We start from the raw sequence: 13,011 nt of genomic DNA on the forward strand, positions 1-13,011 counted from the left end.
TCCTTGTTAAATTGTTTATATCTGAAATAGTTCATACAGAAGACTCCTTTTTGTTAAAATTATACTATAAATTCAACTTTGCAACAGAACCGTATTATGGAATAGAGATGTTGGTAACATTTATACAGGATCATTATACTTAAGTTTAATTTCGTTATTACAGAACCACACATTCCAACCAGAAGAGAAAGTATGTCTATTTAGTTATGGTTCAGGAGCAGTAGGAGAAATCTTTAGTGGTTCAATCGTTAAAGGATATGACAAAGCATTAGATAAAGAGAAACACTTAAATATGCTAGAATCTAGAGAGCAATTATCAGTCGAAGAATACGAAACATTCTTTAACAGATTTGATAATCAAGAATTTGATTTCGAACGTGAATTGACACAAGATCCATATTCAAAAGTATACTTATACAGTATAGAAGACCATATCAGAACATATAAGATAGAGAAATAAACTAGTGGCCGATTGTGCTTGATGAGCTTGGGACATAAATCCTAACTCGAAATAAATAAGCATATCACTAAACTGATTTTTTAAAGTTTACAGTGATATGCTTATTTTTTTATCTTACGATTTTGTACGTGCATGCTTGCCTAGGGGTATGGCTCGAGCCATTAGTCTCTCGCACATACTATTCCCTCAGGCGTCAGCACTTACAAAATCGGTTGTAATTTTCATTTTTATACGCATTCTTACTGAGATTATACTAATAAGAGGAATAGTAAAAGCAATTCTAAGTAAAATTGCAGATAAGAGGTTTGTTAAAAGCAGTTCTAAGTAAAATTGCAGATAAGAGGTTTGTTAAAAGCAGTTCTCAGTAAAATTACAGATAAGAGGTACGTTAAAAGCAGTTCTAAGTAAAATTGCAGATAAGAGGTTTGTTAAAAGCAGTTCTAAGTAAAATTGCAGATAAGAGGTACGTTAAAAGCAGTTCTAGGCAAAATTGCAGATAAGAGGTGCGTTAAAAGCAGTTCTCAGTAAAATTGCTGATAAGGGGTAAGTTAAAAGCAATCCTAAGTAAAATTGCAGATAAGAGGTAAGTTAAAAGCAATCCTAAGTAAAATTGCAGATAAGGGGTACAGAAAAACTAGACTTGATTACAAAATGGAGCTTGGGACATAAATGATTTTTTAAAAATGAGATGAGACGTAGATTAACTCCATAATCAATACGAATCTATCGACTTCTTTATTTATGATATTCATCTCTTTTTAATGGAAATAAAAGTGCGATTAATGTGATAATACAGTTACGTTAATTAAAAAAATAAAAATGCAAGGAGAGGTAATATGCTAACTGTATATGGACATAGAGGATTACCTAGTAAAGCTCCGGAAAATACAATTGCATCATTTAAAGCTGCTTCAGAAGTAGAAGGTATAAACTGGTTGGAGTTAGATGTTGCAATTACAAAAGATGAACAACTGATTATCATTCATGATGATTATTTAGAACGGACTACAAATATGTCCGGGGAAATAACTGAATTGAATTATGATGAAATTAAAGATGCTTCTGCAGGATCTTGGTTTGGTGAAAAATTCAAAGATGAACATTTGCCAACTTTCGATGATGTAGTAAAAATAGCAAATGAATATAATATGAATTTAAATGTAGAATTAAAAGGTATTACTGGACCGAATGGACTAGCACTTTCTAAAAGTATGGTTAAGCAAGTGGAAGAACAATTAACAAACTTAAATCAGAATCAAGAAGTGCTCATTTCAAGCTTTAATGTTGTGCTTGTTAAACTTGCAGAAGAAATCATGCCACAATATAACAGAGCAGTTATATTCCATACAACTTCGTTTCGTGAAGACTGGAGAACACTTTTAGATTACTGTAATGCTAAAATAGTAAACACTGAAGATGCCAAACTTACTAAAGCAAAAGTAAAAATGGTAAAAGAAGCGGGTTATGAATTGAACGTATGGACTGTAAACAAACCAGCACGTGCAAACCAACTTGCTAATTGGGGAGTTGATGGTATCTTTACAGACAATGCAGATAAAATGGTGCATTTGTCTCAATAGAAAGTTAGAGGTGAGTCTTACGTTTCAGTGACGGTAGACTTACCTTTAACATGTTACATACTAAAAAATTAATTTGAATAAGAAAGAGAGACATATATGAAATACGATGATTTTATAGTAGGAGAAACATTCAAAACAAAAAGCCTTCATATTACAGAAGAAGAAATTATCCAATTTGCAACAACTTTTGATCCTCAATATATGCATATAGATAAAGAAAAAGCAGAACAAAGTAGATTTAAAGGTATCATTGCATCTGGCATGCATACACTTTCAATATCATTTAAATTATGGGTAGAAGAAGGTAAATACGGAGAAGAAGTTGTAGCAGGAACACAAATGAATAACGTTAAATTTATTAAACCTGTATACCCAGGTAATACATTGTACGTTATCGCTGAAATTACAAATAAGAAATCCATAAAAAAAGAAAATGGACTCGTTACAGTGTCACTTTCAACATACAATGAAAATGAAGAAATTGTATTTAAGGGAGAAGTAACAGCACTTATTAATAATTCATAATAAAACAGTGAAGCAACCATCGTTACGGATTGCTTCACTGTTTTGTTATTCATCTATATCGTATTTTTTATTACCGTTCTCATATAGCTCATCATACACTTTACCTGAGATTTTGGCATTGTAGCTAGCCATTCCTTTATCTTGTACATCTTTAACATTAATAGCCATCATCATGTTTGGATTATCTTTATCATATGATATAAACCACCCAATTTGTCTGCCTGTTTCTCCTTGTTTCATTTTGAGTTCTGCAGTACCGGATTTGCCAATTAAGTTTGCATAAGATCTATAAATATCTTCTTTATGTGTTTTATTTACGACTTGTTGCATACCATCAGTTAATAGATTGATATTTTCTTTGGAAATAATATTTTTCTTCCAAACTTTGTTTTTCGTGTCTTTTAATAAGTGAGGTGCGTTAATATTGCCATTATTTTCTAATGCGCTATAGATTGAAAGGATCTGTACTGGGTTAATCAGTATTTCACCTTGTCCGTAACCTGAATCAGCTAATAATATTTCATTATCTAAATTTTTGTTTGAAATTTGAGCATTATAAAATGGATAATCACTTGGTATATCTTCACCAACACCTAGTTTTTTCATGCCTTTTTCAAATTTCTTACTGCCTAATTCGAGTGCTACTCTAGCAAAGAAAATGTTATCTGATGATTCTATTGCTTGTTTTAAGTCGATATTACCATTTACCACTTCATATCTTGTAACGTTGTAACCACCCCAAGATTTATCTTTTTGCCAACCTTTACCATCGATTTTATAACTTGTTTTATCGTCTAATGTTTTGTTATTTAACCCAATCATTGCTGTTAATATTTTTTGAGTTGAACCTGGTGAAGTTGTAATCTGGAACTTGTTGAGCAGAGGTTCTTTTTTATCTTCGGTTAATTTATTATATTCTTCGTTACTCATGCCATACATAAATGGATAGACGTCATATGAAGGTGTGCTTACAAGTGCTAATAATTCACCTGTTTGAGGGTGGATAGCAGTACCTGAGCCATAATCATTTTTCATGTTGTTATAAATACTCTTTTGAACTTTAGCATCAATAGTTAGTTGAATATCTTTGCCATCTTTTTTCTTTTTCTCTATTAATGTATGTGCGATTGTATTGCTATTATCGTCAACGATTGTGACACGATAGCCATCTTCATGTTGGAGCTTTTTATCGTAAAGTTTTTCGAGTCCCTTTTTACCAATAACTGCATCATCTTTATAGCCTTTATATTCTTTTTGTTTTAATTCTTCAGAGTTAATGGGACCAACATAACCTAATAGATGTGAAGTCGCTTTTTCTAGAGGATAGTTACGACTTTCTGTTTCATTAGTTGTAAGATGAAATTTTTTTGCGAAATCACTTAAATATTCATCCATTTTTTTAACGGTTTTAAGTGGAACGAAGGTATCATCTTGTACCCAATTTTGATCCATTTGTTGTTTGATATAGTCTTCAGAAATACTTAGTTCTTTAGCGATTGCTTTATAATCTTTTTTAGATACATTCTTTGGAACGATGCCTATCTCATATGCTGTTCCTGTATTGGCCAATTCCACATTGTTTCGGTCTAAAATTTTACCACGTTCTGATTTTAAATTTTCAATATGTATGCTTTGGTCTTTCTGCATTCCTGGAATAATGACGCTATGATCCCAATCTAACTTCCACATACCATCTTCTTTAACAAAATTAAATTGAACGTTGCGATCAATGTTACCGTAGTTTGTTTTAATTTTATATTGAGCATCTACTCGTTTTTTATTTTTAGATACTTTTTTTATTTTACGATCCTGAATGTTTATATCTTTAACGCCTAAACTATTATATATTTTTATCGGACGTTCAGTCATTTCTACTTCACCATTATCGCTTTTAGAAATATAACTGCTATCTTTATAAACTTGTTTGAAATTTTTATCTTCAATTGCATCAATAGTATTATTAATTTCTTTATCTTTTGAAGCATAAAAATATATACCAAACCCGACAACTACAACTATTAAAATAAGTGGAACAATTTTTATCTTTTTCATCAATATCCTCCTTATATAAGACTACATTTGTAGTATATTACAAATGTAGTATTTATGTCAAAATAATGTTATAATTTTTGTGATATGGAGGTGTAGAAGGTGTTATCATCTTTTTTAATGTTAAGTATAATCAGTTCATTGCTCACGATATGTGTAATTTTTTTAGTGAGAATGCTCTATATAAAATATACTCAAAATATTATGTCACATAAGATTTGGTTATTAGTGCTCGTCTCCACGTTAATTCCATTAATACCATTTTACAAAATATCGAATTTTACATTTTCAAAAGATATGATGAATCGAAATGTATCTGACACGACTTCTTCGGTTAGTCATATGTTAGATGGTCAACAATCATCTGTTACGAAAGACTTAGCAATTAATGTTAATCAGTTTGAGACCTCAAATATAACGTATATGATTCTTTTGATATGGGTATTTGGTAGTTTGTTGTGCTTATTTTATATGATTAAGGCATTCCGACAAATTGATGTTATTAAAAGTTCGTCATTGGAATCGTCATATCTTAATGAACGACTTAAAGTATGTCAAAGTAAGATGCAGTTCTACAAAAAGCATATAACAATTAGTTATAGTTCAAACATTGATAATCCGATGGTATTTGGTTTAGTGAAATCCCAAATTGTACTACCAACTGTCGTAGTCGAAACCATGAATGACAAAGAAATTGAATATATTATTCTACATGAACTATCACATGTGAAAAGTCATGACTTAATATTCAACCAGCTTTATGTTGTTTTTAAAATGATATTCTGGTTTAATCCTGCACTATATATAAGTAAAACAATGATGGACAATGACTGTGAAAAAGTATGTGATAGAAACGTTTTAAAAATTTTGAATCGCCATGAACATATACGTTATGGTGAATCGATATTAAAATGCTCTATTTTAAAATCTCAGCACATAAATAATGTGGCAGCACAATATTTACTAGGTTTTAATTCAAATATTAAAGAACGTGTTAAGTATATTGCACTTTATGATTCAATGCCTAAACCTAATCGAAACAAGCGTATTGTTGCGTATATTGTATGTAGTATATCGCTTTTAATACAAGCACCGTTACTATCTGCACATGTTCAACAAGACAAATATGAAACAAATGTATCATATAAAAAATTAAATCAACTAGCTCCGTATTTCAAAGGATTTGATGGAAGTTTTGTGCTTTATAATGAACGGGAGCAAGCTTATTCTATTTATAATGAACCAGAAAGTAAACAACGATATTCACCTAATTCTACTTACAAAATTTATTTAGCGTTAATGGCATTCGACCAAAATTTACTCTCATTAAATCATACTGAACAACAATGGGATAAACATCAATATCCATTTAAAGAATGGAACCAAGATCAAAATTTAAATTCTTCAATGAAATATTCAGTAAATTGGTATTACGAAAATTTAAACAAACATTTAAGACAAGATGAGGTTAAATCTTATTTAGATCTAATTGAATATGGTAATGAAGAAATATCAGGGAATGAAAATTATTGGAATGAATCTTCATTAAAAATTTCTGCAATAGAACAGGTTAATTTGTTGAAAAATATGAAACAACATAACATGCATTTTGATAATAAGGCTATTGAAAAAGTTGAAAATAGTATGACTTTGAAACAAAAAGATACTTATAAATATGTAGGTAAAACTGGAACAGGAATCGTGAATCACAAAGAAGCAAATGGATGGTTCGTAGGTTATGTTGAAACGAAAGATAATACGTATTATTTTGCTACACATTTAAAAGGCGAAGACAATGCGAATGGCGAAAAAGCACAACAAATTTCTGAGCGTATTTTAAAAGAAATGGAGTTAATATAATGGATAATAAAACGTATGAAATATCATCTGCAGAATGGGAAGTTATGAATATCATTTGGATGAAAAAATATGCAAGTGCGAATAATATAATAGAAGAAATACAAATGCAAAAGGACTGGAGTCCAAAAACCATTCGTACACTTATAACGAGATTGTATAAAAAGGGATTTATAGATCGTAAAAAAGACAATAAAATTTTTCAATATTACTCTCTTGTAGAAGAAAGTGATATAAAATATAAAACATCTAAAAACTTTATCAATAAAGTATACAAAGGCGGTTTCAATTCACTTGTCTTAAACTTTGTAGAAAAAGAAGATCTATCACAAGATGAAATAGAAGAATTGAGAAATATATTGAATAAAAAATAAAATTGTTGTGTTTACAACAATACATAGAAAACAGAGGAAACAATCAAGTCGTTGAATATTTCCTCTGTTTTTTAGTTGAAAAAATTAACCGAAAGCCTGAATGCAAGTCTTGATTAAATCAATAATGCTTGTAATAACACCAGTGAAATCCATATGCATACCCTCTTTCTATTTAAGATACATTAAGTATAATATCAAACAAATAAAAAATGTTAAAAATTCCCTAATTGGCTATTTAGATTGCATAAATGTCAAAAATTTGAAAAACATACAACGACTTTGCATAAAAAATCGTCATATTGGAAATACGTAATTTATTGAAATAATAAAAAAAATAAAAGAACGAAGATGATAACCTAAGTGAGGTTTTAAGTTGTTCTAAGGTTTAATTTAATTTATGTTAAAATAGTTGGTATAAAAATACATGATAAACTATAAACTAAATTCAAAATAACTTATGGGGTAGGCAATTATGGAAAATATTTTAAATATAAATGATAATGAAAAAAGAGTGCTAAGGGAAATTTATAACCATCATAATATTTCGCGTACTCAAATATCTAAAAATCTTGAGATTAATAAGGCAACGATTTCTAGTATTTTGAATAAGTTAAAGTATAAATCTCTTGTTAATGAGGTTGGTGAGGGTGATAGCACGAAGAGTGGTGGTAGAAAACCTATTCTTCTGAAGGTTAATCATCTTTATGGTTATTTTATTTCTTTGGATTTAACTTATAGTTCTGTTGAAGTGATGTACAATTATTTTGATGGTAATGTCATTAAGCATGAATCTTATGATTTACCTGATGAAAAGGTTAGTAGTATATTAAGCATAATAAAAAAACATATTGATATTCAGGAGAAACTTGATACTTATAACGGACTATTAGGTGTGTCTGTTTCTATACATGGAGTTGTGGATAATGAGCAGCATGTGACATATTTACCATTCCATGAAACTGAAGGAATTTCAATTGCTAAGAAAATAAAAGAAATTACTAATGTTCCAGTCGTAGTTGAAAATGAAGCGAATCTTTCAGCGTTATATGAACGTAATTTTAATCATAATTTATCCTACAATAATCTTATTGCTTTAAGTATACATAAAGGTATTGGTGCTGGGCTTATTATTAATAATCAATTGTATCGTGGTGCAAATGGGGAAGCGGGTGAAATTGGAAAAACACTTGTCTCAAAAGTTAGCGATAATGTGGAGATCTTTCATAAGATTGAAGATATTTTTTCACAAGAAGCTTTACTGCATAATTTAAGTAATCAACTAAATGAGAAGATGACGCTTAGCAAATTAATTCAATTTTATAATGAAAAAAATCCAGTCGTAGTTGAAGAAATGGAACAATTTATAAATAAAATTGCTGTTTTAATACATAATTTAAACACCCAGTTTAATCCGAATGCAATTTACATTAACTGTCCATTGTTCAATGAAATGCCTGAAATATTAGAAGCAATTAAGAACCAGTTCAAACAATATTCACGTAACGAAATTCAAATAAAGTTAACATCTAATGTCAAATTTGCAACTTTGCTAGGTGGTACATTAGCAATTATCCAAAAAGTACTACAGATTAATGATATTTACTTAGATATAAAAGCATAAAAAACTAATTCAAATGAATAATCAAAGTTCGTAATTGTCTTTATAAAAAAATCCCTCAATCCGAATTGAATTTTCGGATTGAGGGATTTTTATAGTTCTATTGCAGAAGAAAACTATTTTAAAAATGCTGGTAAATGTTGATAGCCACCTCTAACGTTAACAATATTCGTAAATCCTTTATATTCTAATATTCCTACCGCTATTGAACTTCTAACACCTGATTGACAATGTACATAAATTAGGTCATTTTTATCGAAAGGTATATCTTCATTTAAAAGTTTACCGTGAGGAATATGAATTGCTTGTTTTAAATGACCTTTACGCCATTCATCATCATTACGAACATCTAATACATTATGTTCTTCACCAGTCATTTCAGAACTATGAATAGATGATGTGACGATATTTGTTTGTGGCAAACGGTAACTTTTTACATTTTCAAAACCAATTAATTGTAAAGCATGAATAGCTTGTTGAACGGTAGATTTATCGCCAATTAATTCAATATCTTAGTCATAATCTAAATACCAACCAATTTGATTTATAAAAGTTTTATTAAAAGGAATATTGATAGTTCCATGCATATGACCACCATGGAATGCTTCTTTACTTCGAAGATCAAAAGCAGTTTGTGTATTGCTTGAACTAGGGTAAACATTATATGGTTGGTACATTTGCATACCAAATTGATTTATTTTTTTCATTTGTGAAAAATGGTGTGGTGGAGCTGGCTGATTGAGTGTTAAAGTTTCGATAAATGAAGTTTCATCTTTAACATTAAAAGCCCAGTTGTTTATTTTCTCATAACCCAAAGTAGTTGTAGGTAATGAACCTAGCGCTTTACCACAAGGACTCCCTGCACCATGACCTGGCCAAATTTGAATATAGTCTGGTAATGTTGCAGCAAATTGTATGGACTGATACATTTGTTTTGCTCCGATTTTTGTAGAACCTTCAACATTTACAGCTTTTTCTAATAGATCTGGTCTACCTACATCACCAACAAAGATGAAGTCACCGCTAAATAATCCCATTGGTATACTGGAACCCCCACCTTCGTCAGTAAGTAAAAAACTAATACTCTCAGGGGTATGGCCTGGAGTGTGTAAGACTTCTAATTTAATCTTTCCTAAATAGATAATATCTTGATGCTTAACGAAATGTGTTTGTTTAGGCATATTTTTATAATTAAATTCATCTTTACCTTCATCAGATACGTATATACTTGCATTCAATTTATTTGCCACATCTCTAATACCTGAAGCAAAATCAGCATGAATATGTGTTTCTGCAGCTTTAGTAATTGTGAATCCTTCTTTATCTGCAACTTTTAAATATTTTGTTAAATCTCGTATAGGGTCAATAATCATTGCTTCTCCTGTACGTTGACATCCAATTAAATAAGATGCTTGTGAAAAATTGTCTTCATAAAATTGTTTGAAAAACAAAAAAAAACTCCTTTTTAAAATAGATTTTATTGATTAGATAAATAAGTTATGATTTGCTTGCTCAGTATGTCCAATATAAGTACCTACGCCACCATAATCGACTTCATCTCTTAATTCTTCTTTTGAAATTCCCATAACATCCATACTCATGGTACAAGCAATTAACTTTATATCTTGATCGATTGCTTGATCGATAAGTGAGTATAAAGAATCAACATTTTTCTTGTTCATTACATAACGCATCATAATATTACCTAGTCCAAACATATTCATTTTTGATAATGGCATATGTATTGGATCCTTAGGTAACATAAGGTCAAACATTTTGGAAATACCTTTCTTTTTAACGCGAGTTGATTGCGCTTTTTTTAATGCGTTGAGGCCCCAAAAAGTAAAGAAAATAGTTACATCTTTACCTGCTGCTTTAGCGCCATTTGCGATGATCATTGCTGCTACTGCCTTATCTAACTCACCGCTAAATAAAACAATTGTTGTACCTGTAGCAGTGTCATTGATTTCAAATTCTTTTGGCTTTTCTTTTTGAATAATTGCATTAATTACATTTGCTTCTTCAGTAAGATTTACAAGGGTATTCCCTGTTTGTTTCGCCCAACTTTTAATATCACTATTGAAACCAGGATCTGTAACTGTTACCTCGATTTGCTCACCCGTTGAAATATTGTTAATTTCTTTACTGATATTAACAATAGGTCCAGGGCACTGAAGACCTCTAAAATCAAATTGTTTACGATTCTCTTTGATTTCAATATCTTTTTCTATTAAAGGAGCACTATTGAAGTTCTTTGCTTCATAATCTTTATATCCACCCTTTAAATTCACGACATCATAACCTTGTTTGGCTAAATAATCGCAAGCTTTAGTGCTTCGGTTACCGCTTTTACAATGTATATAATACGTTTTGTTGCTATTCTTATTGAATGATTTAATCTCTTCTACTGGGTGTAAAGTTGAACCGTTAATGTGTCCTAATTCATATTCTTCTTTTGTTCTAACATCAATCAATTGACCCATTTTTGCCAATTTTTCTAATTCTTCTTTGTTTAATGAATTAATGTGTACTTCTTTGTATTGTTCCATACTTACCTCCTATAAATACCTATGAGGGTATAATAAAACGGATAGAATCATTTGCCAAATACCTATAGGGGTATTTGACAATTTTGTTTTAATTTATTATTATTAACTTAATCAATTTATGTGGAGGAAATGAATATGACTTATGATAAAAAAATGATTAATCGTATAAATAGAATACAAGGTCAATTAAATGGTGTCGTAAAAATGATGGAAGAAGAAAAAGATTGCAAAGATATAATTACGCAACTTAGTGCATCTAAAGGTTCTATACAACGTTTAATGGGGATTATAATTAGTGAAAATTTAATAGAATGCGTTAAAACAGCAGAAGAAAATAATGAAAGTTCTCAAGAATTAATTAATGAAGCAGTTAATTTATTAGTTAAAAGTAAATAATGGATATAGCAAATATGACTATTATGTTGCTAATTGGCGTACTGGGTGGATTTATATCTGGATTAATAGGTATTGGGGGCGCAATTATTATTTACCCAGCTATTCTTATATTGCCACCATTAATAGGTATACCTGCGTATAGTGCATATATTGCTTCGGGACTTACCTCTAGTCAAGTATTTTTCAGTACACTTAGTGGATCATTAAATGCAAGAAAACAACCAGCTTTCTCTCCTAAACTTGTTATATATATGGGAGGGGGTATGTTGATTGGAAGCATGTTAGGGGCAATTTTAGCTAGTTTGTTTAATGCTACTTTTGTAAATACGGTATATGTAATAATCGCCATACTTGCTTTAATATTGATGTTTATTAAAGTTAAACCTACTACACAAGAGACGAAATCTAAACCTTTGCTATTTATTATAGTTGGATTTGGAATTGGTGTAATTTCGGGAATTGTGGGTGCAGGTGGAGCATTTATCATCATTCCTGTATTATTAGCATTATTTAAATTACCAATGAATACGGTAGTGAACAATAGCATAGCAATTGCTTTTATATCTTCAGTAGGGGCATTTTTTATAAAATTAATGCAAGGATATATACCAGTAGAAAGTGCAATTTTTTTGATAATTGAATGATGATCATTTTCTGAAAATATTATGTGGTCATATAATATAATGCCCATCATTTCACTAATCTCTTTTATTCTCTGAGTTATTTTGATATCTCCTGGAGAAGGTGTCGGATCTTATCAAGAGTAAATTATGAAAAAAATGGTTTAAATCAATGTTCTTACTTTAAGTACATGTGTTTAACGTAAATGATAATTAGTTAAATATAAAAAGGTTATCCCAATCAATAGGATAACCTCTTTATACTTTACTTTATGGTTTGGATTCGCCACTTCAAAGAAGAAATGAAATCAGAGCATTGAATGTTCCATTTTCAAACAATATATAAATACCTAGCCCAATGAATACAATTGGTACAATCCAACGTTCATATTTCTCAATTGTTTCCGATATAAAATCGAAGGAAGCTAGACGGTAACTGACATAGCACAAAACTCCAACCATAATTAGAAAGACAATAGTGACAATAAAGATTTCAGACATACTTAAGGTCGTGAAGTACGGTATATAAATGGAAAAGTCATCCGCACTGGAAGCCAATACGATGAAAATCATCGTCAAAAATAACTGATTAAATTTTCCAGAGGAGAATAAAGATAAAATGCTACTTTCATCTTCATCCTCTTCTCCTTTAATCCATATTTTCACGCCTAGGTAAAGTGGTAAAAGTCCAAGTAGTCCGATAACCCATTGCTGAGGAATTAAATTTACAACCCCCTGTGCAACTAAAAGACTTGCTCCTATCACAATTGCAGTCCCTATATATTGTCCTATCCAAATATGTTTTACCTGACCTTTTTTTACTTGCGAAAACAAAAGAATTAATATGACGAGATAATCAATTCCTGTTGCTACATATACCGCAGTAGCCGTCAGTATCGTCGCGATCATTTTATCATCTCCAAATATTTTAGGGATAGGACTTTTCTTCAAAATGAAAAGTCCTTCCGTAAATTGCACACATA

11 protein-coding genes and 2 pseudogenes are annotated in these 13,011 nt (G+C 30.4%); 8 read left to right on the forward strand and 5 right to left on the reverse strand.

Going from position 1 to position 13,011, the window contains the following annotated elements; translation table 11 throughout:
* Window positions 1–70: 70 nt before the first annotated feature.
* The 3 genes from LQ682_RS12225 to LQ682_RS12235 all read left to right on the forward strand — a co-directional run bounded on the left by LQ682_RS12225 (window position 71) and on the right by LQ682_RS12235 (window position 2,565).
* Window positions 71–460, forward strand: coding sequence for a hydroxymethylglutaryl-CoA synthase (locus tag LQ682_RS12225; RefSeq protein ID WP_020444595.1), 390 nt, complete (start codon window positions 71–73; stop codon window positions 458–460).
* A gap of 836 nt (window positions 461–1,296) precedes the next feature.
* A complete protein-coding gene (locus tag LQ682_RS12230) occupies window positions 1,297–2,040 on the forward strand; it encodes a glycerophosphoryl diester phosphodiesterase (protein WP_000958858.1) in 744 nt (247 codons plus the stop codon).
* Between the two features lie 96 nt (window positions 2,041–2,136).
* Window positions 2,137–2,565: a MaoC family dehydratase gene (locus tag LQ682_RS12235; RefSeq protein WP_000872606.1), complete on the forward strand. Its 429-nt coding sequence runs from the start codon at window positions 2,137–2,139 to the stop codon at window positions 2,563–2,565.
* A 45-nt stretch (window positions 2,566–2,610) separates the two neighbouring features.
* Here the strand turns inward: LQ682_RS12235 and mecA are convergent, their stop codons facing one another.
* Entirely contained in the window at window positions 2,611–4,620 is a 2,010-nt protein-coding gene (mecA, locus tag LQ682_RS12240; protein WP_063852655.1) for a PBP2a family beta-lactam-resistant peptidoglycan transpeptidase MecA, read from the reverse strand.
* 96 nt (window positions 4,621–4,716) lie between these two features.
* Here mecA and mecR1 point away from each other — a divergent pair, with 96 nt between their 5' ends.
* Window positions 4,717–6,474, forward strand: a complete 1,758-nt coding sequence (mecR1, locus tag LQ682_RS12245) for a beta-lactam sensor/signal transducer MecR1 (RefSeq protein WP_000952923.1) — start codon at window positions 4,717–4,719, stop codon at window positions 6,472–6,474.
* Window positions 6,474–6,845, forward strand: a complete 372-nt coding sequence (mecI, locus tag LQ682_RS12250) for a mecA-type methicillin resistance repressor MecI (RefSeq protein ID WP_000369214.1) — start codon at window positions 6,474–6,476, stop codon at window positions 6,843–6,845. The genes mecR1 and mecI overlap by 1 nt, the downstream gene beginning before the upstream one ends.
* A gap of 84 nt (window positions 6,846–6,929) precedes the next feature.
* Here mecI and psm-mec read toward each other — a convergent pair whose 3' ends face one another.
* On the reverse strand, window positions 6,930–6,998 hold the full coding sequence (gene psm-mec / locus LQ682_RS12255) for a phenol-soluble modulin PSM-mec (protein WP_014532405.1): 69 nt from the start codon (window positions 6,996–6,998) through the stop codon (window positions 6,930–6,932).
* A 319-nt stretch (window positions 6,999–7,317) separates the two neighbouring features.
* Between psm-mec and LQ682_RS12260 the strand changes: the two genes are divergently transcribed.
* Window positions 7,318–8,466 (forward strand): ROK family transcriptional regulator, encoded by a 1,149-nt coding sequence (locus LQ682_RS12260; RefSeq protein ID WP_000427807.1) that lies wholly within the window; start codon window positions 7,318–7,320, stop codon window positions 8,464–8,466.
* 113 nt (window positions 8,467–8,579) lie between these two features.
* Here the strand turns inward: LQ682_RS12260 and cstB are convergent.
* A pseudogene (cstB, locus tag LQ682_RS12265) lies at window positions 8,580–9,914 on the reverse strand (persulfide dioxygenase-sulfurtransferase CstB).
* Window positions 9,915–9,947: 33 nt separating this feature from the next.
* The gene (locus LQ682_RS12270; protein ID WP_000438836.1) at window positions 9,948–11,012 is read right to left on the reverse strand and encodes a DsrE/DsrF/DrsH-like family protein; all 1,065 of its coding nucleotides are present in this window, start codon (window positions 11,010–11,012) and stop codon (window positions 9,948–9,950) included.
* A gap of 135 nt (window positions 11,013–11,147) precedes the next feature.
* On the opposite strand from LQ682_RS12270, the gene cstR reads away from it, so the two are divergent.
* Window positions 11,148–11,408, forward strand: coding sequence for a persulfide-sensing transcriptional repressor CstR (cstR, locus tag LQ682_RS12275; protein ID WP_000220507.1), 261 nt, complete (start codon window positions 11,148–11,150; stop codon window positions 11,406–11,408).
* Window positions 11,408–12,046, forward strand: a pseudogene (locus tag LQ682_RS12280) (sulfite exporter TauE/SafE family protein); the annotation flags it as partial. The gene cstR and the pseudogene LQ682_RS12280, both read left to right, overlap by 1 nt.
* A 273-nt stretch (window positions 12,047–12,319) precedes the next feature.
* Here the strand turns inward: LQ682_RS12280 and LQ682_RS12290 are convergent.
* Window positions 12,320–12,937: a CadD family cadmium resistance transporter gene (locus LQ682_RS12290; protein WP_000562107.1), complete on the reverse strand. Its 618-nt coding sequence runs from the start codon at window positions 12,935–12,937 to the stop codon at window positions 12,320–12,322.
* Window positions 12,938–13,011: the final 74 nt, after the last annotated feature.

The sequence above is a fragment of the Mammaliicoccus sp. A-M4 genome (assembly GCF_022386955.1).
GTDB classification, from domain to species: domain Bacteria; phylum Bacillota; class Bacilli; order Staphylococcales; family Staphylococcaceae; genus Mammaliicoccus; species Mammaliicoccus lentus.